This window comes from Deltaproteobacteria bacterium, from assembly GCA_030690165.1.
GTDB lineage: Bacteria > Desulfobacterota > GWC2-55-46 > UBA9637 > UBA9637 > JACRNJ01.
The window spans coordinates 25,294-44,389 of the sequence record JAUYHF010000014.1; the positions used below are offsets into that span (position 1 = coordinate 25,294).

23 protein-coding genes and 1 tRNA gene are annotated in these 19,096 nt (G+C 42.6%); 3 read left to right on the forward strand and 21 right to left on the reverse strand.

The features are described from left to right. The first annotated feature begins 43 nt into the window (after nucleotides 1-43). From Q8P28_03650 to Q8P28_03660, 3 genes are read left to right on the forward strand one after another with little or no spacing between them, the layout of a single operon-like run. On the forward strand, nucleotides 44-409 hold the full coding sequence (locus tag Q8P28_03650; GenBank protein ID MDP2681888.1) for a DNA polymerase ligase N-terminal domain-containing protein: 366 nt from the start codon (nucleotides 44-46) through the stop codon (nucleotides 407-409). Nucleotides 410-469: 60 nt separating this feature from the next. Further along, on the forward strand, nucleotides 470-646 hold the full coding sequence (locus tag Q8P28_03655; protein ID MDP2681889.1) for a DUF4177 domain-containing protein: 177 nt from the start codon (nucleotides 470-472) through the stop codon (nucleotides 644-646). After that, a complete protein-coding gene (locus Q8P28_03660) occupies nucleotides 647-1,162 on the forward strand; it encodes a HyaD/HybD family hydrogenase maturation endopeptidase (protein MDP2681890.1) in 516 nt (171 codons plus the stop codon). Here the strand turns inward: Q8P28_03660 and Q8P28_03665 are convergent. The 21 genes from Q8P28_03665 to Q8P28_03765 all read right to left on the reverse strand — a co-directional run bounded on the left by Q8P28_03665 (nucleotide 1,104) and on the right by Q8P28_03765 (nucleotide 18,870). After that, a complete protein-coding gene (locus Q8P28_03665; protein ID MDP2681891.1) occupies nucleotides 1,104-1,820 on the reverse strand; it encodes a UDP-2,3-diacylglucosamine diphosphatase in 717 nt (238 codons plus the stop codon). The genes Q8P28_03660 and Q8P28_03665 overlap by 59 nt on opposite strands. Then, the gene (locus Q8P28_03670) at nucleotides 1,817-2,704 is read right to left on the reverse strand and encodes a shikimate dehydrogenase (protein ID MDP2681892.1); all 888 of its coding nucleotides are present in this window, start codon (nucleotides 2,702-2,704) and stop codon (nucleotides 1,817-1,819) included. The genes Q8P28_03665 and Q8P28_03670 overlap by 4 nt, the downstream gene beginning before the upstream one ends. A gap of 54 nt (nucleotides 2,705-2,758) precedes the next feature. After that, nucleotides 2,759-3,676: a bifunctional riboflavin kinase/FAD synthetase gene (locus Q8P28_03675; GenBank protein MDP2681893.1), complete on the reverse strand. Its 918-nt coding sequence runs from the start codon at nucleotides 3,674-3,676 to the stop codon at nucleotides 2,759-2,761. 32 nt (nucleotides 3,677-3,708) lie between these two features. Continuing rightward, entirely contained in the window at nucleotides 3,709-4,917 is a 1,209-nt protein-coding gene (locus tag Q8P28_03680) for a pyridoxal phosphate-dependent aminotransferase (protein ID MDP2681894.1), read from the reverse strand. Next, on the reverse strand, nucleotides 4,914-5,399 hold the full coding sequence (gene coaD / locus Q8P28_03685; protein MDP2681895.1) for a pantetheine-phosphate adenylyltransferase: 486 nt from the start codon (nucleotides 5,397-5,399) through the stop codon (nucleotides 4,914-4,916). Before coaD ends, Q8P28_03680 begins: the two co-directional genes overlap by 4 nt. Further along, nucleotides 5,396-5,971 carry a 16S rRNA (guanine(966)-N(2))-methyltransferase RsmD gene (gene rsmD, locus Q8P28_03690; protein ID MDP2681896.1) on the reverse strand — a complete coding sequence of 192 codons (576 nt, stop codon included), beginning with the start codon at nucleotides 5,969-5,971 and terminating at the stop codon, nucleotides 5,396-5,398. Before rsmD ends, coaD begins: the two co-directional genes overlap by 4 nt. A 35-nt stretch (nucleotides 5,972-6,006) precedes the next feature. Further along, a complete protein-coding gene (locus Q8P28_03695) occupies nucleotides 6,007-6,438 on the reverse strand; it encodes a secondary thiamine-phosphate synthase enzyme YjbQ (protein ID MDP2681897.1) in 432 nt (143 codons plus the stop codon). 85 nt (nucleotides 6,439-6,523) lie between these two features. Then, a complete protein-coding gene (locus Q8P28_03700; GenBank protein ID MDP2681898.1) occupies nucleotides 6,524-7,249 on the reverse strand; it encodes an NAD-dependent deacylase in 726 nt (241 codons plus the stop codon). Nucleotides 7,250-7,464: 215 nt separating this feature from the next. Beyond that, nucleotides 7,465-8,778: a PhoH family protein gene (locus tag Q8P28_03705; GenBank protein MDP2681899.1), complete on the reverse strand. Its 1,314-nt coding sequence runs from the start codon at nucleotides 8,776-8,778 to the stop codon at nucleotides 7,465-7,467. 4 nt (nucleotides 8,779-8,782) lie between these two features. After that, nucleotides 8,783-10,357: a bifunctional phosphoribosylaminoimidazolecarboxamide formyltransferase/IMP cyclohydrolase gene (purH, locus tag Q8P28_03710; GenBank protein ID MDP2681900.1), complete on the reverse strand. Its 1,575-nt coding sequence runs from the start codon at nucleotides 10,355-10,357 to the stop codon at nucleotides 8,783-8,785. 16 nt (nucleotides 10,358-10,373) lie between these two features. Further along, a complete protein-coding gene (locus tag Q8P28_03715; protein ID MDP2681901.1) occupies nucleotides 10,374-11,636 on the reverse strand; it encodes an ASKHA domain-containing protein in 1,263 nt (420 codons plus the stop codon). Further along, nucleotides 11,636-13,138 (reverse strand): MlaD family protein, encoded by a 1,503-nt coding sequence (locus Q8P28_03720; GenBank protein ID MDP2681902.1) that lies wholly within the window; start codon nucleotides 13,136-13,138, stop codon nucleotides 11,636-11,638. Before Q8P28_03720 ends, Q8P28_03715 begins: the two co-directional genes overlap by 1 nt. Before the next feature lies 1 nt (nucleotide 13,139). Next, on the reverse strand, nucleotides 13,140-13,886 hold the full coding sequence (locus tag Q8P28_03725) for an ABC transporter ATP-binding protein (protein MDP2681903.1): 747 nt from the start codon (nucleotides 13,884-13,886) through the stop codon (nucleotides 13,140-13,142). Nucleotides 13,887-13,958: 72 nt separating this feature from the next. Further along, nucleotides 13,959-14,729: an ABC transporter permease gene (locus Q8P28_03730; protein ID MDP2681904.1), complete on the reverse strand. Its 771-nt coding sequence runs from the start codon at nucleotides 14,727-14,729 to the stop codon at nucleotides 13,959-13,961. Continuing rightward, nucleotides 14,726-15,859: an alanine racemase gene (gene alr / locus Q8P28_03735; GenBank protein MDP2681905.1), complete on the reverse strand. Its 1,134-nt coding sequence runs from the start codon at nucleotides 15,857-15,859 to the stop codon at nucleotides 14,726-14,728. Before alr ends, Q8P28_03730 begins: the two co-directional genes overlap by 4 nt. A 119-nt stretch (nucleotides 15,860-15,978) precedes the next feature. Beyond that, entirely contained in the window at nucleotides 15,979-16,803 is an 825-nt protein-coding gene (locus Q8P28_03740; GenBank protein MDP2681906.1) for an RNA polymerase factor sigma-32, read from the reverse strand. 99 nt (nucleotides 16,804-16,902) lie between these two features. Continuing rightward, complete coding sequence (atpE, locus tag Q8P28_03745) at nucleotides 16,903-17,202, reverse strand: ATP synthase F0 subunit C (GenBank protein ID MDP2681907.1); 300 nt, start codon at nucleotides 17,200-17,202, stop codon at nucleotides 16,903-16,905. 164 nt (nucleotides 17,203-17,366) lie between these two features. Then, nucleotides 17,367-17,969 carry a F0F1 ATP synthase subunit A gene (atpB, locus tag Q8P28_03750; GenBank protein MDP2681908.1) on the reverse strand — a complete coding sequence of 201 codons (603 nt, stop codon included), beginning with the start codon at nucleotides 17,967-17,969 and terminating at the stop codon, nucleotides 17,367-17,369. A 55-nt stretch (nucleotides 17,970-18,024) separates the two neighbouring features. After that, complete coding sequence (locus Q8P28_03755; protein ID MDP2681909.1) at nucleotides 18,025-18,483, reverse strand: ATP synthase subunit I; 459 nt, start codon at nucleotides 18,481-18,483, stop codon at nucleotides 18,025-18,027. Further along, complete coding sequence (locus Q8P28_03760) at nucleotides 18,473-18,688, reverse strand: AtpZ/AtpI family protein (GenBank protein MDP2681910.1); 216 nt, start codon at nucleotides 18,686-18,688, stop codon at nucleotides 18,473-18,475. The genes Q8P28_03755 and Q8P28_03760 overlap by 11 nt, the downstream gene beginning before the upstream one ends. A gap of 95 nt (nucleotides 18,689-18,783) precedes the next feature. Next, nucleotides 18,784-18,870: transfer RNA gene (locus tag Q8P28_03765), tRNA-Leu, on the reverse strand. Nucleotides 18,871-19,096: the final 226 nt, after the last annotated feature.

The following is a 19,096-nucleotide window of genomic DNA, read 5'->3' on the forward strand; positions in this document are numbered from 1 at the left end:
TTATTTGTTTTTCTTTATCTCTTAGCTATACTATCTAACCACCATGCCCCGTTTCGTCATACACAAGCATAAAGCAACCCATCTGCATTTTGATTTCCGTCTGGAAATGGAAGGCATCCTGAAAAGCTGGGCTGTTCCCAAGGGCGTGCCTGAGGATGCCGGAATAAAAAGACTTGCGGTGGCTGTGGAGGATCATCCGCTTGATTATATTTATTTTGAGGGGATTATACCTGAAGGGCAATATGGCGCTGGAACTGTTGAGATATGGGATGACGGAAATTACGAGCTTGAGTCAATGGAAAAAGGGAAGATGGTTTTTAACCTCAAGGGCAGAAAACTGAAAGGCCGGTATGCAATGATTCATACAAACGGAAAGAATTGGCTTGTCTTTAAACTCAAAGACGCTTGAAATAACTTTAACCCGCCTTGATTTCATTGGCAGTTTTATATAATATAGAGGCCAATAGAAATGCTAAACTACAAAGTAGTTGAAATAAACACAGTTACTGACGAAGAATTGGAATCTGCAATAAACAAGTGGATAAAGGAAGGCTGGGCGCTTGACGGCATACACTTTGTTATGCGCGAGGCATCCAAAAGGCCTGCCATGGCATTTATACTTTTTACAAAAGAGGATAAGGGTTAGGTGCGGGTCATCGGTGTGGGAAATATTTTGTTAAAGGATGAAGGTATAGGTGTCCGAGTAGCAGAATATATAAAAGAAAAAAGTCTCCTTCCCCCCGAAATAGATGTTGTGGATGGGGGAACCGGTGGCATACAGCTTATCTCTATTATCAAAGATGCAGATTGCCTCATTATAATAGACGCTGTTAAGGGCGGCGGAAGACCTGGCAATATCTACAGATTTACAATTGACGACATCCCTGTCAATATAGCGCAAAAGACATCCCTTCACGAGCTCGGACTTCAGGAGGTATTTGCCTTATTGGATTTATCAGAAGGGAAAAGGCCTGAAACAGTCATTATAATCGGGATTGAGCCGGGAGAGGTTGCGTATGGTATGGACTTAAGCCCTAAACTTAAAGCAGTTGTGCCAAAGGCGGCCGGAGTGGTTGTGGATGAGGTAGAAAAAATATTTAAAATTAAGAAAGGCCGTATCTCTCCAGCCTTATATTTCCATCTTCATAAACGAGATAACTAAATTCCTTTATCCAGTCCCCTGGGTTGGCATAAATCCCCCTTTTGCCATTTACAGCTATTTCTGAGATTTCCGGAACATGGGAATGGGCAAAAATGACAACATCAAATCCTTGTTTGATTTTCTCCTTTGCGAATTCCCTCTGGAGATTATCCAGAACGTCACCCCTTTTATGATTTCCGCGGCTTTTTTTTGACAATACCATTGCAGCCTTCCAGACAAGAAAAGGCGGTACAATTTTGACAATTATACTGACAACCGGACTTCTTAAAAACCTCCGCCAGATTTTATAACTTATACTATGCTCTGCAATATCACCGTGGGCAAGAAAGAACCTTTTCCCATCCAAGGTTATGTCCGCTGAATCAGGATAAACCGCGCCGTCTAATATGTCTTTAAAAAACGGCGCTACAGAAAAATCATGATTGCCTTCAACATATATTATATTTGTACCTGACTCCTTAAGCCTTTTAAACTGAGCTAAGACAGGGGAATAATTATACTCCAGTGTTTTATTATAGCCTGTCCAGAATTCAAAAAGGTCGCCCAGTACGAAGAGTATGTCAACATCCTTTAGTGTTTTAAGAAAAAAGCAGAGGTGTTTTTGATTTGGGTCATTAAGGCCTTTCAGATGCGCGTCTGCAATAAATATGGCTCTCATATTGTCTTTAATGCCTTCAAAGCAGCCTTTCTCATAACATTTACCGGCGCATCAATCCCTGTCCAGAGTTTAAAACTTTTTGCGCCCTGGTGAATCAGCATGCTTAGACCGCCATAAGCAGTCAATCCGAGTTTATCCGCCTTTTTAAGCAAAAGGGTTTGTAAAGGGTTATACACAATATCCGATACTATTGCTGTTTTTGGCAAGGCCTCCAACGGGATTTCTAAAATTTCGTTTTTCTCCATACCAACAGATGTTGTATTTACAAGCAGATTGATATCCTGAAAATATGTCCTTAGTATATCCTCCTCAAGCCCAATAGCCTCAAATTTTGTATCCGGAAATTTTCTTTTAAATGTTTTTATAAGATTGTCGGCCCTTGACAATGTCCTGTTTGCAATAATGATTTTTTTTGTCCCGCTTTTGGCAAGGGCTGCCAATACTGCCCTTGCAGCCCCGCCTGCGCCAAGGATTATAATTATCTTATCTTTAGGATTAAATTTGCAATCCTCTTTTATTGACGCAACATAGCCATAACCGTCAGTATTGTAGCCTATGAGTCGCCCGTCTTTATTGACTATTGTATTCACTGCACCTATAAGCCTTGCCTCCTCTGAAATATCATCAAGTAATTTCATTACAGCTTCTTTGTGTGGTATGGTGATATTTACGCCCAACATACCGAATCCCTTTATTCCATTAACCGCATCTCTCAAATTTGAAGGCTTTATTTCAAATGGCATATAAATCATATCAAGCCCAAGCGCCTTGATAACGGCATTATGCATGGCCGGGGATATGGTATGTCTTATAGGATATCCAAATATGCCTAATATTTTTGCTTTGGCAGTGATATTCACCCCGTTAGAAGCCTCCCTTCTCAAAGATAATCCCCACCAGAAGCAAACTGTTCATTAACAACGAACTTCTAACGGGGTTCATTTCAGTATTTTCTTTACCTTTTCAACATCTCTTTTTATCTGGTTCGCCAACCCCTTTGCACTTTTGAAGGTCTTTTCACCACGGAGCCTTTGAATAAATTCAATTTTTAGTTTTTTACCATAAATATTTTGCTTGAAATTTATTATATGCGCCTCAACAGCGCGTTTATTTGTATGGAAAGTGGGGGCAATCCCTATATTGACAGCCCCTTTATATATCTTATTACCCAACAGCGCCAGGACTGCGTATATCCCGTCCTTTGGTATGAGTTCGTTATGAATCTCAATGTTTGCCGTTGGGAAGCCGAGGTGTCTTCCGATATTTCTTCCTTTGACCACCTTTCCTGACACAGCATACGGCCTTCCCAGAAAACCCGCAGCCTCTCTGACCTTGCCGTACCTGATATATTCCCGTATCTTTGAGCTGCTTATAATTATCCCTCTTTTTTTGCAGGCAGGGATTACAGACACCTTAAAACCAAACTTTTTCCCAAGCTCCTTCAAATATTCTATAGTGCCTGTTCTACCTTTTCCAAATGCGTAATCATGGCCTACCCAGACCTCTTTTGCCTTCAATTGTTTTACCAGCACATCTTCTGCAAACTCCCCTGGATGCTGAGAGGCAAATTCTTTTGTAAATCTGGCAAGGATTAGATAATCTATGCCCGATGCCTTTATCAATTCTATCTTTTCTTTCAATGTTGTAAGCAGCAGCGGGCTCTTATGCGGCGCAACTATCTTTAATGGATGGGGTTCAAATGTATAAACAACAGATGGAAACTTTAATTTTGCAGCCCTGTCCTTTACTGCCCTTAAAACCTTTTGATGCCCCTTATGAACACCGTCAAATTTACCGAGGGTAACGATGGGCGGTTTTATGTTTTTAAATTTTCTAATGTCCGTGATGATTTGCATAAATAGCGGATAGCGTATAGGAGAAGCGGATATTATTCTAATTTCTTCACAGTCTCTTCTATCCGCTTCAGTCCTTCCTTTATATTTTCCATTGATGTGGCATAGGATAAACGGATATGGCCGTCGCAGCCGAATGCCTCGCCCGGAACAACCGCAACCTCTGCCTCCTCGAGAAGAAATTCCGCAAGGTCTCCTGAAGAATTTATCGCCTTTCCGTTGAACCTTTTTTTCAGAAGTTTTGAAATGTTTGGAAATACATAAAACGACCCGGGAGGAAGCATACAGCGGATGCCTTTTATTGCGTTAAGGCCATTTACAATAATCTTCCGCCTTTTATCAAATTCCGTCCTCATCTCCTCTACTTTTTCCTGCGGCCCATTTAAAGCCTCCACCGCTGCCTTCTGGCTGATGGATGTCGGGTTTGATGTGGACTGGCTCTGGATATTTGTCATTGCCTTTATAAGTTCCTTTGGACCTGCTGCATAGCCTATTCTCCAGCCTGTCATGGAATATGTCTTTGATACGCCGTTTAAGACAATGGTCTGCCTTTTTATCTCTTCTGAAAATGAGGCCACTGAAATAAACGGGTGATTGTCGTAACAGAGTTTTTCATATATCTCATCTGATATTATGAACACGCCCTTTTTTACTGCTATGTCCGCTATAGCCTTTAATTCTTCAGGCATATATGCCACGCCTGTCGGATTTGACGGGCTGTTTATTACAATTGCCTTTGTTGAAGGGGTTATCGCATCTTCAAGTTCATCCGGTGTTATCTTGAAACCGTTCTCCTCGCGCGCGGGCAATATGACAGGAGTTGCGCCGCTTATCGCAACCATCACAGGATATGATACCCAGTACGGCGCCGGGATAAGCACCTCGTCCCCTTTTTCAAAAAATGCCAGCGACAGATTAAAGAATGATTGTTTGCCGCCGCAGGATACAAGGATTTCATCCCTTGTGTAATCAAGGCCATTGTCCCTTTTAAATTTATTTATTACCGCGTCCTTGAGCTCATCTGTTCCACCCACAGCGGTATATTTGGTAAAACCGGACTTAATTGCCTTTATGGCAGCCTCTTTTATATTAAGAGCCGTGTCAAAATCAGGCTCGCCTGCGCCAAAATCTATAACATCCCACCCCTTGGCCTTCATGGCCTTTGCCTTTGCAGTAATGGCAAGGGTCGGCGATTCCTTTACATCCTGCATCCGCTTTGCAAGTTTTAAAACATATCCGCTCATCTGATATTCCTCTCCTTCAGCATCTTTGCCACATTCGGCGGGACAAAGCAGTCAAACCTGCCGCCGAGCCGCGCTATCTCCTTTATGAATCGCGAGCTTAAATATGAATAATCTTCAGCGGTCATCATAAATACGGTTTCAATGTCCGGGGCAAGTTTTCTGTTGGTAAGCGCCATCTGGAATTCATATTCAAAATCGGATATGACCCGCAAACCCCTTACAATAATATGGGCCTTTTTCTTATGCAGATAATCTATCAACAGGCAGTCGAAACTTTCAACATTCACTTTTTTATATTTCTTAACTGACTCCTTTACCATCCTTATCCTTTCATCCACAGTAAACAGAGGCTCCTTTGTCTGACTTTCTGCAATTGCTACTATAAGCCCGTCAAAGAGTTTCAATCCCCTCTCTATAACATCAAGGTGGCCATTTGTTATAGGGTCAAATGTTCCCGGATAAACTGCTGTACGTTTTTTCATGTGATTGTTCCCTGTGCTGTATGTTTTGATTTGTAAAACGACACTACCGTATCCCCGTATCGCCGTCTGTCAAAAAGTTCAATGCCTTTTACCTCTCCATCCCATATCATTCGTTTGGAGGATTCTGCAACTATTAGACCGTCTGCACTAAGAAGTCTTTTATCTGCGATATAATTCAATACAACGGCTGTAAGCGACTTAAGGTAAGGGGGATCTATAAATATAAGGTCAAAACTTTCTCTCTTTTTATTTGCAAAAGCCAGTGCGGACTGCACATCCATATTGATAATTTTAGCCCTGCCGGTAAATCTGCATAATTCAAGATTTTTTTTAATAATCTTAACAGCCTTTGGGTCGTTATCCACAAATGTCGCTGTCTCCGCCCCTCTGCTTAGCGCCTCTATACCCATAGCCCCTGTCCCTGAAAAGAGGTCTAATACTGTTTTGAACGAAAATGGCTGCGATAGAATATTAAATATTGCCTCCCTTACCTTATCTGTTGTAGGTCTTATAGACATGCCTCTAAAAGAAGCGAGCCTTTTCCCTCTTGCTGTTCCTCCTATTATACGCATCTGTTAATTCAGGTTAAGGCCGGGAGCCTTATTATTTAACTGTGCCTTGCAGGTATGCCCATAATCTTTACAGAGATGAGGCGGTTGCGGGGGCCGTCAAATTCTGAAAAATAAATCGCCTGCCACTGACCAAGGGCAATCCTTCCCCTATTTATCGGGATTGTCACGCTGTTGCCAACAAGAAGGGATTTAAAGTGCGCATCCGCGTTTCTGCCATAGTCTCCTTTATTATGGCGGTAAGTTGGCTTGTCGGGGACAGTCTCACTTAAAAAGTCATGAAGGTCTTTTGCTAGCTCAGGATCTGCATTGTTTAGATGGATACTTGCTGTTGTATGGCCTGTGAATACTGTGGCCGTGCCCTCATATATGCCGCTTTCCTGAACAATAGCCTCCACCATGCCGGTAATGTTTATATCCTCACTCTTCAGTGTGGTCTGCAGCCTGATTGTGTCATTAAAGACTTTCATTTGTCCTCCTTGTTTAAATACAGGTTAAGGTTAAGGTTGAGGTTAAGAAAAACTTTGCCTTCCTCAGCCTCAACCTTAACCTGCTTTATAATAGCTGCGGCAATATATCGCCTGACTTGCCAAAAAGGGTAGCATCCGCACTTGCTGAAAGCGGAGTGCTTTCTATATTTATCTCCACAATAAATGCGCCTTCATCCTTTGCCCTTAATGCCAGCGATGCAGTGGGATGCACAGCGCCCGATGTGCCTATTACAAACATAATGCCGCAATTGTCAGATGCAACAAATGCCTTTGTCATGGTGTTGTCAGACAACATCTCTCCAAACCAGACCACGTCCGGCCTTAAAAGCCCCCCGCATTCGCAAAAAGGCAATATCTTGATGGGTACATCCCTGTTTTCAGTAACCTTGCAGCATTTAAGGCACCTTACACGCCATATATTGCCGTGAAGCTCTATAATATTTTTGCTTCCGGCAAGCTGATGGAGGCCATCCACATTCTGTGTAATAAGCGTAAATTCCTTAGCCCTTTTTTCTATCTCTGCAATGGTAAAATGGCCTGGATTTGGTTTTAACCGGGATAGAACCTGCCTCCTTGAGTCATACCACTCCCAGACAAGGCATGGGTCTTTTTTAAATGCCTCGGGGGTTGCAAGTTCATCCGGCCTGAAGTTTTTCCAAAGTCCATTCTTTCCTCTAAAGGTTGGAACGCCGCTCTCTGCCGAGATACCTGCGCCTGTTAATATTGTAACAGCATTAGATTTATGCAGCCGCTCCTTTATATCCTGAATACTGTATTTTATGTTCTGCATCTGATATTGTTCAGCAAAACCATTCATATGTGGCGCTTTGCAATTAAGGCGATGCTTACAAGATTAGGGGGGTGCAAAGGGTTTAATGAGTATATTGAAAAGTTGGTGTTTTGTCAATAACTCCTACGGGCTGTGGCGAGGTGAAGCAAAAATAATATCAAAGCCTTGAGCAATAATCCAAGACCTTCGGGATGGAAGAAGGGACGCTTCGCCGGTCAAAGCAGATTTGCCGCAGTCTCTGCCAACTCCGAACGTTCGCCCTTAGAAAGGGTTATATGACCCACAATTGTTTCATTCTTGAGCCGCTCTGCCACATAGGATAAACCGTTGCTGGATGAGTCTATGTAGGGATTGTCAATCTGATAAGGGTCTCCGGTTAGGACAATCTTGGTATTATCCCCTGCCCTGGTGATGATTGTCTTTATTTCATGCGGCGTAAGGTTCTGCGCCTCATCAACAATCATATACTGATTTGGAATGCTCCTGCCTCTGATATAAGTCAACGGCTCGATTTGTAAAATTCCTTGAGTCATAAGCTCTCTGTAACCGTGTTGCTTTCCCTTATGCTTTCTTTCAACGCCAAAAATCAGCTCCAGATTATCAAAAATCGGCTGCATCCATGGTGTAAGTTTTTCCTCTATTTCTCCGGGTAAATATCCTATATCTTTCCCCAACGGAAATATTGGACGTGAAACGAGCAGCCTTATAAAAACCTCTTCATCAGCAGTCTTTTTTAAACCGGCGGCAATGGCAAGCAGGGTTTTACCGGTGCCTGCCTTGCCGGCCAAAGAAACAAGCTTTACAGAATCATCAAGAAGAAGGCTCATGGCAAATCTCTGCTCTACATTTTTAGGATAAATTCCCCACACCCCATCCTTTGGAATATTCAATGGCACAAGGTTTCCCTTCTCTTTATCAAACCTGGCCAATGCAGTATGTTTTGGATTCCCCTCTTCAACGAGGATGACCCCTTCATGCGGATATAAATCATTTACAGGCGGTTTCAAACTTGCTTCGGCATAATAACTTTCTATAATATCCTTTGAAACAGGGAATGTTCTGAAACCTTGGTATAATTCACTTATCTCCACAGTATTTGATTCATAATCTTCTGCAGTGAGCCCAAGGGCGTCGGCCTTGATTCTAAGGTTAGTATCTTTGGTTATAAGGCAGACGGGCCTGCCTGCTTTTTCTTTGAGTTCCATTGCAACGGACAGAATTTGATTGTCTGCCTTATTGAATATAAGCTCGGCCGGCAGGTTATTGGTTGTTTGCGAGGGTATAAAAACCTTTAAAGTCCCTCCGTTATCGAGGTTAATTCCTTTATAGAGCGGCCCTTGAGACCTCAGCTTGTCCAGCAGCCTGGAAACTTGTCTCGCATTCCGGCCTATCTCGTTTAAGTCTTTTTTAAACCTGTCAAGTTCCTCAATGGCAACCATAGGAATTACAATGTCATTATCCCCGAAGGCAAAAAGAGAATTGACATCGTGGAGCAGGACATTGGTATCTAATACAAAGTATTTTTTCATAATTTTAGTGCCTGAAATGCCTTATCCCTGTAAACACCATTGCAATATTATGCTCGTCAGCCGCCTTTATGACCTCCGCGTCTCTCACTGAACCGCCGGGCTGGATTATTGCTGTAATGCCAGCTTCTGCTGCCTTGTCAACATTATCCCTGAAAGGGAAGAACGCATCAGATGCCATGACGCTTCCCTTTACATCAAAACCTGAGTCCCTTGCCTTCATTATCCCAAGCCTTGTGGAATCAATCCTGGACATTTGGCCTGCGCCGATCCCTATTGTCTGCCTGCATTTGGCAAATATTATTGCATTGCTTTTTACATGCTTGCCCACATTCCATGCAAAGAGCAGGTCTTCAAGCTGCGTATCTGTTGGCGCAAGTTTTGTTACTGTTTTTAAGTCTTGTGCGCACTCAATATCTGCTGTCTGGACAAGCAGGCCGCCGTTGACCTTTTTTAAATCATAGCCAGTAACTTCTGATATATGTGTTTTGAATTCCGGTATTTCAAGAAGCCTTAAGTTTTTCTTATCCTTTAATATCTTGAGTGCATCTGCATCAAAGCCTGGTGCTGTAATAGCCTCAAGAAAGAGCTGGCTCATCTCTTGCGCAGTTTTTGCATCAAGGTTTTTGTTGAAGGCAATAATACCGCCGAATGCAGACACCTTATCGCATGAAAGGGCCTTTTGATAGGCATCCAAAAGGCCTTTTTTTGACATGGCAACACCACAAGGGTTGTTGTGCTTTATTATTGCACAACTCGGCTCATGAAATTCCTTGACCAGTTCAATGGCTGCATTCAAATCTAAAATGTTATTGAATGAAAGCTCTTTGCCGTGCAGTTGTTTTGCATGGGCTACGCAGGGCTTTTTTTCATCCCGATTGTGCTCCATGTAAAATGCAGCCTGTTGATGAGGGTTTTCTCCATATCTTAAATCCTGAGCCTTTTTAAATTGCATGGTGAGGGTATCGGGGAATTCCTTTTTAACCACGCCGTCTTCTATCCTTCCGAGGTAATTTGAGATCGCCGCATCATACCTTGCTGTAAGCTGAAAGACCTTTTTTGCAAGATATAATCTTGTCGCCTCTGCTACTCCGCCGTTCTGTTTTTTCATCTCATCTATAATCATGCCGTAGTCGTCAGGGTCGGTTACAACAGCGACATCCTTATGATTCTTTGCTGCAGCCCTTATCATTGTAGGGCCGCCTATGTCAATATTCTCAATAGCCTCTTCCAGTAAGCAGCCCTTTACGACAGTATCTTCAAATGCGTAGAGATTCACAACGACCATATCTATGGGCAATATGCCGTGCTCTTCCATCTGCTTTATATGCTCTTTATTGTCCCTTCTGCCAAGTATGCCGCCGTGGATTTTGGGATGAAGCGTCTTAAGCCTGCCGTCAAGCATCTCAGGGAAACCTGTATAATTAGATATGCCTATGACAGGCACACCGGCCTTTTTTAAAAGTTCCGCTGTCCCTCCTGTTGATATAATCTCTACGTCTAACTTTGTGAGAGCCTTGGCAAATTCCTCAACCCCTTTTTTGTCTGTAACGCTGATAATAGCCCTTCTGATCTTTTTCATGCCAATACCCCTAAGTTTAATGTTTTGGGAATTCCATCCCTTTTAAAAACTCTTTTTGAAAATGCTGACTCCCTGACAAAGAAATATGTTTTGTCTGCATGGCAACACCCTCCGCCTCTTTTTGCTTTTCTTCTGAACACAAGACAAGCTTTGCGCCGTCAAGCGCTGCATCGCCGACAAATGCCACCTTATCCAGCCACTCCTTTTCCAATATGCCTATTTGGGCAAGGCTTTCCTTTTTTATATTGTTTCCAAATGCGCCTGCTATGAATATCCTGTCAATGTCAAAAGGCGTTACCTGGGCCTTTTTTAAAAGGAGTTTTATGCCTGCCTGAATTGCGCCTTTTGCTAACTGAATCTCTCTGACATCATTTTGTGTAATTGTTATCTCTCTCTTCGCATCCTTGTAAAGTATAAACTCATTGCCTTGTAGGGGCGAACCTATGTGTTCGTCTATTCTATTTGCAATATTGCCTTCTACCTCATCCCTATTTTTTATCCTGCCTGATTTATCTATAATGCCAACGTTTAATAATTTTGCAATAGAATCTATTATGCCTGAGCCGCAGATGCCTTCAGGCATAACATTTCCTATCACATCCAAGATAGCCTTATCGTTTTTAATCTCTATGCCTTGAATTGCGCCATGTTTTGCTATCAAGCCATATTTTATTGAACCACCTTCAAACGCAGGGCCTGCTGCTGTTGATGTTGCAAATATGGCTTTTTCTGAACCCAGCGCTGTTTCATTGTTGGTTCCTATGTCAATTAAAAGACTATATCCTTTTCTTTTATGTATTTCAGTTGAAAGGATGCCGGCAACAGTATCTCCCCCTATAAAACCTCCTATCAGAGGGAAGGTATAAATATATGTCTCTGGATTCACAATAAGGCCAATTGCACCAGCCCTTATTTGCTTTGCCTCTTTAAAAGCAGGTTTATACGGAACCTTTACAAGCAAGGCAGGCGATATGCCCAGGAAAAGATGTTCCATTACTGAATTGCCTGTTGCAACAACGAATTTAACATCCTGCGGATCTATCAGATTCTTTATAATCTCATTACATGCATTAACCACTGCCTCCTGCATGGATTTAAGCATCTCCGGATTATTAACCGTTGCTGCAATCCTTGAAAGCACATCCCTTCCCCATTTCATCTGGGGGTTAGGTAGAAATGCAGTCTTTTTTTCCTTGCAGCTATTTAAATCCACAAGAGAGCCGACAATTGTTGTGGTGCCTATATCAAAGGCAATGCCAGGCTTTTCCCATTTTGTCATTATTTCGTTATAAGAGAACCGACGCTGCTCAAAAGGTATTTTATGTCCTCATCCTCAAAGTGGAGGCCTATGCCAACATAGGGAGAGGCAAGCTTTAATCTGCTTACAAAATCATCATATCCGGCAGCGATAAGAAAGTATTTATTCAGGTTAAGCGTCAAACCTGCCTTGAGATGCGGGTTTCTCTTTTTATCAAAGTCAAAGGCCTCGAATGTAAATATAAGGCGGTCTTTAAACATGTAGTAATCCATCCCTACCCCGCCTGTTGATTCTATGATGCCTCCTCTAATCGTTAAATCCTTAAACCGCTTTGCAACCTGCACGCTGAATTTAAGGCTGTCCGAGGTCTTAAGCTCTTTTGTAGTGGTAGTGGTTGTTCCTACCGTGGTTTCCGTGGTCTCAGTCCTTCTCTTTCCCCTTGGGTCGTCTATTGCCTCTATAAGGTAATATTTATCCGCCTTTGGCTGGAGCTTAAGGGAAAGATAGGTCTTTGTGTCGCTTGCGTCAAAAAGATATTCACCCCTGTAGCCTATAAACGTTTTGAAAGACTCAACCCTGCCGAGATAGCTGTTTATGCCTGTCAGGGTCTTGTTAAAATTGTCATGGACTGATGTGTCATTTATAAGTTTGCCGAGGGTCCCCTCGCCCTTATCTATTTTTTTGACAATGCTGTTTATACTGTTTACAGAGTCGTCTATTTTCGGTTCAACATTCTTTGCAAGCCGGTTTATTGTGTCCATAGTCTCGCCTAATTTTTGGGTCGCTGACTTTAGATTGCCGAAACCGTCTTTTAGTGTGTCTTTATTCTCCGCGATCACCTGATTCAGATTATCCGCCACTTCCTTTAACCCCTTAAGTATATCAGGCCCTCTTCCTTTTAAGTCCTCAGAAAACACCTCAAAATTACTTACTATCCTTCCAAACTTTTCATCATTGGTTTTTACCACCCTGTTAATTCGGTCGGTAATCTCCTCTATGTTGACCACAATCTTTTTCAGCGATGCCTGCCCTTCGCTTCCCCCCAATACATTGCCAATGGATTCGGTCGCCTTTTTAATATCAGCGGCTGCATCGCCTAAAATGCCTATAAGCTTGTCTATGTCTGTATATGTGGTTATTCTTGTAAGTTCCCCGCCATGCTCTAATGAGGGGGCATTAGGAGAGCCGGGTACAAGCTCAACATATCTCTCGCCAAGAAGCCCCTTTGTCTTTAATATAGCAGTGAAATCCTTGCCTATCTTTACATCAGGTTTTATTCTTAATGTCACCTTGGCCTTGTTATTCTGCAGGGCAATATCCTTTATCCTGCCAATCTCCACACCAGCCACCCGTACAGAGGCATCCTTGTCAAGGCCTGCCGCGGAGTCAAATCTTATAGATATTTCATAGCCCTCTTCTCTTCCAAATTGTATTCCACCAACGCGGAGAGACATGTAGACAAGGAGTATTATCCCTATAAGAACAAATATGCCTACCCTTGCCTCTGGGCTTAACTTTAGCATATCACATTACCTTTATCGGGCCTTCTGCCCTTCCTTCTAAAAACTGTCTTAATATCGGGTTTTGGCAATTTTTCATATAATCCACAGCGCCTTGCTCCACAATCTTTCCCTCATGAAGCATGGCAATCTTGTCCGCTATCTTATAGGTTAATGGTATATCGTGGGTTATAACAATATAGGTTGTTTTTAAATCCCTTTGTGTATCAAGTATAAGGGTTGCAATATTATCAGACATGACAGGGTCGAGGCCTGTTGTAGGCTCATCAAAAAGGACTATCTCGGGGTCCATTGCAATAGCCCTTGCAAGACCTACCCTCTTTTTCATGCCGCCGCTTAAGTCCGCAGGCATCATATTTTCAATATCCTTGAGCCCAACCTTTCTGAGTTTTTCCTTAACAATCTTTTTTAAATCAGTCTCAGGCATCTCTGTATGCTCCCTTAATGGGAATGCCACATTTTCTCCCACTGTCATGGAATCAAACAGCGCTGCGCCCTGAAAAAGCATGCCGAACCTTCTCCGCACCTCATTCAGTTCCCTTTCAGTCATCTTTGTAATATCCTGGCCGTCAAGGAGTATCTCGCCGGAGTCGGGCCGCAATAAGCCTATTATATGTTTTATAAGAACACTCTTCCCCTCGCCGCTCCTTCCGATTATAACTGTTATCCGCCCCTTTTCTATCTCCAGATTTGTGTCGTCAAGAACCTTTTTGCTGTTAAAGGATTTTTTTAGGTCAATTATCTGTATCATAAATCAAAGTCACCAAGTTACCAGTCTTCTGCGGTAACCTGTGACAGGTGTCTGGTGAGATGGTGTCATTTTTTAAAGCATCACGGATGTGAGAAAATAATCAGAAATGAGTATCGTCACACATCCGAGAACAACTGATTTTGTGGCAGACTCACCCACACCAGCAGCGCCGCCGACAGTATTAAAACCGTGATAGCAGGCTGCAAGAGAGAGTATAAGACCAAAGACAGAGGCCTTTATAAGGCCGTCAAAGATATCCTGCGGTTTTACAAAATCTACGGTCCGCCCTATGTAAACACCGGAGTTTATGCCGAGCATCTTAACGCCCACAAAATACCCCCCCAGCACCCCGACGAAGTCAGTAATAACAGCAAGCACCGGCAGCATAAGCACCCCTGCCAAAATCCTGGGAGAGACAAGATATTTTATGGGATTTACAGCCATTGTATAAAGGGCGTCTATCTGTTCTGTAACCCTCATTGTGCCCAATTCAGTAGCCATTGCAGAGCCTGCCCTGCCTGTAACCATAAGCCCTGTTAAAACAGGTCCAAGCTCCCTTGCCATGCTCAGAGCAACAGTGGGGCCGACAAGGCTTTCTGCCCCAAACCTTTTCAAGGCATTGTAGCTTTGAAGGGCCAGAACAGCGCCTGTGAATGCGCCTGTAAGTATAACCACAAATAAGCTTTTTACGCCCACAAACTCCATCTGTCTAAAGATGTTCCTTAGTTTTAACGGCGGGACAAACATCCATGCCGCAGCATGAAACAACATGAGGGCCATCCCGCCTGCTAAGTTTACTACCCTGCCTGCCCATTTGCCAAGACCTTCAAAGAATTCTCTCATATATATATTCTCGGAACCCTGCTTGTTATCCCACAGAGTATTTCATAAGATATAGCGCCTGCCTTTTCTGCGAGTTCATCTACAGTAATCTTGTCATCACCTTGTTTTCCTATGAGAACTGCTTCATCCCCTTGCTCTACGCCTTTTATGTGGGTAACATCCAGCATTGTAATATCCATGCATATTGCTCCGGCCACCTTTGCCCGCTGGCCCCTTATCAAAACCTCTCCTTTATTAGAAAGGGAGCGGGGATAACCGTCTCCATAACCGATAGGTATTGCGGCTACGATGCTGTCTTTTTTAGTTATGTATTTTCTTCCGTAACTTACGGAAAAACCCTTTGGCGCCTGTTTAATATGAACTATCTGCGTAACGAGTCTCAGGGCCGGCTTAAGGTCTATCTTTCCAATCATGTGCCCGGCTGGGTATGCGCCGTAAAGCATAATGCCGGGTCTGACCAGATTGAAGTGTGAATCCGCATGTTTTACAATTGCGGCGCTGTTTGAGATATGTATTAACCTCGGATTAAATCCAATATCATGGACAGCCTTTATTATCCTCAGGAAAAGATTTAACTGTTCTGTTGAAAACTCTTTATCTTCCTCATCTGCCTCCGCGAAATGGGAAAGAATGCCGTCCACCTCCAGATTGGCAAGCCCTTTAATGGTTTTAAAAAACGGCGACACCTGATAAGAAAGCAGTCCGAGCCTCCCCATACCGGTGTCAATCTTTATATGAACCTTAATCCGTTTTCCAGTTTTGCCTGCAAGGGTATCTATTATCCTTGCCGTCTCTATATCAAATATCACCGGCGTCAGATCATATTCTATGACATCCCTGATCTGATTCGGATAAATGCCGCCGAGAATAATGACGGCCGATTTAACGCCAGCCTCTCTTAACTCTACCCCTTCTTCACACATGGCAACGGCAAAGAAATTGCACCCAGCATGTTCCAGGGTTTTTGCTACTTCTACAGCGCCATGGCCATAGGCATTTGCCTTGACCACTGCAAGCATCTCCACATCTTTTGCAATATTTTTTTTTAACTCAAAGTAATTTGATTTAATAGCAGCCCTGTCTACAATGGCTAATGTTGGCCTTCTTTCCAATATATCCAATCCTTTCACAGGTTACAGGCTATTTAATACCTTATTCGGCCGATAGTGTAAAGTAAAATTTGATAGGATTTGGTATGCCCCCATGGTCATCGGGGCGATATAAATTGGGAAGTGGGAATTGGGAAGTATTATCCTGCACTCTTGGCTAATGCCTGAAGTTCTTTCCTTTGTTTCAGTTTTTTAATAGCCGCGTTTTCTATCTGTCTTACCCTTTCCCTTGTTATCCCAAGCCCGTCTCCTATCTCCTGCAGAGTTAAGGAAGGCTCGGCTATAAACCTGTTTTCTATAACATATCGTTCTTTTTCTTTTAGGGCTGAAAGGGCATTTGATATTTTATCTTTTACAATACTGTCTTCCTGGCCGACAAGGGCAGTATCTTCCGGGTTATATGATGTATCAGGAAGCATATCAAGATATGTAACATCGTCTTCTCCAATCTCGTTGTCAAGAGATAGGTCGCGACATTCCGCATCTTCTGATGGCAAATTCCCAATCCCCGGTTCTGACTCTTGACTCCTGTATTCTGACTCCTGACTTCTTTCATTATTCCTCTCAAGTTGATAAAAAAGTTTCTTTTTAAGGTTGACTGCGCCTTTACTAACAAGACTCCAGTTCTTTAATATAAATGCCTGGATATGAGACCTTATCCACCAAACCGCATAGGTGATGAGGCGATAACCCTTGAACGGGTCAAATTTCTTTACCGCCTTCATCAGTCCGATATTACCCTCCTGGATGAGGTCGGCCAGCCTTAACCCATAGTTCCTGTATCCCATAGCAATCTTTACAACAAATCTTAAGTTTGAGGTTATGAGCTTATGGGCAGCATCAATATCATTCTGTTCCCTGAAACGGACAGCAAGCGCAAACTCCTCATCTTTTGACAGGAGAGGAAATCTGTTTATCTGGACAAGATATGGTTGAAGATAATTGGATAATATAAGTTGTGTCATAAAAAAGTCACACGTCACAAGTGATTACGTCACCAGTCATAACCAGTCATAAGTGACAAGTTACTTGTGACTGGTGACTATGGTTTGTAGACTGGATTATTACCCAGCTATTACATATTTAATAAGCGGGTTTGCATACAACAGAATCAATGCAATGACCAGGACATATATGGCCAGCGATTCTATCATGGCCAAGCCTACCAGCATTGTGGTTAGTATCTGTCCGGATGCTCCGGGATTCCTTGCTATACCTTCCAACGCGCTTTTAAGGGCATTACTTTGTGCAAAAGCAGCTCCAATGGCAGCGATGGCCATTCCAAACCCGGCAACTAGGACAACCACTATAAAGAATGTAGTGTTGCCGCCACCGGATGACCTTATCCCTTCTTCAGCAGCCATTACAACCGGAGAATAGCCTGCAAGGAAAACGATTGCAATGACAACTGTTAATAGTATTTTTTTCATATTTACCTCCTTTCTATTAAATTAGTGTTGAGCTGTGAGTGTTAAGTGTTGGGTTTTTTACTTAACACTTTTCACTAATCACTTAACACTGCATTGTACTAATGCTCTTCTTCCAGCGCCCCTCCGATATACATCGTTGCGAGCAAAGAAAATATGAATGCCTGTATAAAGCTCACCAGGATGCCTAACATCTGAACCGGCACCGGCACAAAGAAAGGGGCCAGGAGCATCAGGATCCCGATAATCAATTCGTGTCCCATCATATTCCCAAAAAGACGCAGGGATAATGACACAGGTCTGAACAGATGGCCGAGGACCTCAATGGGTATCATTAACGGCGCAAGCCACCACACTGGACCCACAAAGCGTTTGATATACTTCAGCCCATGCTCTTTGATGCCGATTATGTGTGTTGCAAAAAAAACAACCAGTGCCAAGCCTGCCGTAGTGTTTAGATTCGCTGTGGGTGGCAGCAGACCCGGTATCAAACCTATGAGGTTCGAAATGAGGATATACAAACCCAACGTTGCAATAAACGGAAAATATTTTTTGCCGTGATGCCCCATTGTCTCTTCCACTAAATTTTTAATGCCTTCAAGCAAAAGCTCCACAATGCTCTGAGCAGTATTGTTAGGAACCAGGGTTAATCTTTTTGAGACAAAATAGCTGAACAGACCAAGGCATAAAATGATATAAAACATCATTGCTGTATGAGCTTGCAAGCCGAATAATGGAAGTATTATTTGCGGATGCATATCAGGCTGCCTCCTTTCTCTGCTTAATGCCCCTGCTTACTACCACTGGGGCAGGCTCTGTAGGGACATGTTTTGAAAAATATATCGCAGCTAAAAGTGTAGTTATTATTATTATGCTAAAACCTATAATAAGCCCCACAGGGTCAGCGAGATTTTTTGAAACCAGTATGCCTATGATAAAAATGGTTGCAATAAACCTTATATAATACCTTGTTATAACAAACCGCTGTGCATTGTCAGGCTTGAATAAAAAACCGCTTTTTACAGTCCGCGCCAATATAGAGAGATTTGCCATGCCAATGACAGTTCCGATAATAACACTTAAAACCATAAAAGTTGAGCTAACAATCGCAGTAATAATAAAGGCAATCGCAGAGATAATTAAATTTGCCCTTCCCACCTTTACAAACAGAGGATGAAGTATATCAAAATTAATCTGCTGAATGGCGTTAGTAACCATACTTCTTTATCAATGTATAGATATTTCTAAATCCTGCTACTATACCAATTATCAGGAATATTATTGTAAACCACGGGTCGGTAGAAAATACCCTGTCTAAATAAACACCTATATAGAGCCCTACAAAGGTGGCAACCACCATGGATATGCCAAGGGAGGACAGCCATGTCACCTTTTTAAGGAAGCCCTCATTCTTTTCTTCCATGTCTTCCTAAAAAAGAAGTTACTTCTAACATGGATTAAAATTTAAGTCAATATTTTTTATTCCCTTTTCCCCTGGCAATAAACAGTTCAATATCCTGGTGCCGGAGGGGGGAATCGAACCCCCATGAGGTTGCCCTCGCGGGATTTTGAGTCCCGTGCGTCTACCAATTTCACCACTCCGGCATATTTGTTTTTAAACCTAACATAAGGATATTTTATCTGTCAAGGATAAATCATTTATAGGGTTACAAATTTATAAAATTTGGCAATGCAAAAATTTGGTTAAAATCTGTTAAATTTCTCTTGACAAACTTTTAGAGCAGGACTATAGTTTATGCCAAGTGGGATAAAGTGGAATAAAGTGGAATATCACCACACCAAGGATTTTGGTGGGGGGGAAAGAAAGGGG

What these genes read in the sequence shown, in the direction of transcription:
- Q8P28_03675 (MDP2681893.1), bottom strand. Translation starts at nt 3,676, where the DNA reads ATGCAAATCATCACGGACATTAGAAAATTTAAAAACATAAAACCGCCC.
- Q8P28_03705 (MDP2681899.1), bottom strand. Translation starts at nt 8,778, where the DNA reads ATGAAAAAATACTTTGTATTAGATACCAATGTCCTGCTCCACGATGTC.
- Q8P28_03715 (MDP2681901.1), bottom strand. Translation starts at nt 11,636, where the DNA reads ATGACAAAATGGGAAAAGCCTGGCATTGCCTTTGATATAGGCACCACA.
- atpE (MDP2681907.1), bottom strand. Translation starts at nt 17,202, where the DNA reads ATGGCTGCTGAAGAAGGGATAAGGTCATCCGGTGGCGGCAACACTACA.
- Q8P28_03700 (MDP2681898.1), bottom strand. Translation starts at nt 7,249, where the DNA reads ATGCAGAACATAAAATACAGTATTCAGGATATAAAGGAGCGGCTGCAT.
- Q8P28_03725 (MDP2681903.1), bottom strand. Translation starts at nt 13,886, where the DNA reads ATGATACAGATAATTGACCTAAAAAAATCCTTTAACAGCAAAAAGGTT.
- Q8P28_03760 (MDP2681910.1), bottom strand. Translation starts at nt 18,688, where the DNA reads ATGGAAGAAAAGAATGAGGGCTTCCTTAAAAAGGTGACATGGCTGTCC.
- Q8P28_03655 (MDP2681889.1), top strand. Translation starts at nt 470, where the DNA reads ATGCTAAACTACAAAGTAGTTGAAATAAACACAGTTACTGACGAAGAA.
- Q8P28_03650 (MDP2681888.1), top strand. Translation starts at nt 44, where the DNA reads ATGCCCCGTTTCGTCATACACAAGCATAAAGCAACCCATCTGCATTTT.
- Q8P28_03665 (MDP2681891.1), bottom strand. Translation starts at nt 1,820, where the DNA reads ATGAGAGCCATATTTATTGCAGACGCGCATCTGAAAGGCCTTAATGAC.
- Q8P28_03740 (MDP2681906.1), bottom strand. Translation starts at nt 16,803, where the DNA reads ATGACACAACTTATATTATCCAATTATCTTCAACCATATCTTGTCCAG.
- Q8P28_03730 (MDP2681904.1), bottom strand. Translation starts at nt 14,729, where the DNA reads ATGAGAGAATTCTTTGAAGGTCTTGGCAAATGGGCAGGCAGGGTAGTA.
- Q8P28_03755 (MDP2681909.1), bottom strand. Translation starts at nt 18,483, where the DNA reads ATGGTTACTAACGCCATTCAGCAGATTAATTTTGATATACTTCATCCT.
- atpB (MDP2681908.1), bottom strand. Translation starts at nt 17,969, where the DNA reads ATGTTTTATATCATTTTATGCCTTGGTCTGTTCAGCTATTTTGTCTCA.
- rsmD (MDP2681896.1), bottom strand. Translation starts at nt 5,971, where the DNA reads ATGCGTATAATAGGAGGAACAGCAAGAGGGAAAAGGCTCGCTTCTTTT.
- purH (MDP2681900.1), bottom strand. Translation starts at nt 10,357, where the DNA reads ATGAAAAAGATCAGAAGGGCTATTATCAGCGTTACAGACAAAAAAGGG.
- Q8P28_03720 (MDP2681902.1), bottom strand. Translation starts at nt 13,138, where the DNA reads ATGCTAAAGTTAAGCCCAGAGGCAAGGGTAGGCATATTTGTTCTTATA.
- coaD (MDP2681895.1), bottom strand. Translation starts at nt 5,399, where the DNA reads ATGAAAAAACGTACAGCAGTTTATCCGGGAACATTTGACCCTATAACA.
- Q8P28_03695 (MDP2681897.1), bottom strand. Translation starts at nt 6,438, where the DNA reads ATGAAAGTCTTTAATGACACAATCAGGCTGCAGACCACACTGAAGAGT.
- Q8P28_03680 (MDP2681894.1), bottom strand. Translation starts at nt 4,917, where the DNA reads ATGAGCGGATATGTTTTAAAACTTGCAAAGCGGATGCAGGATGTAAAG.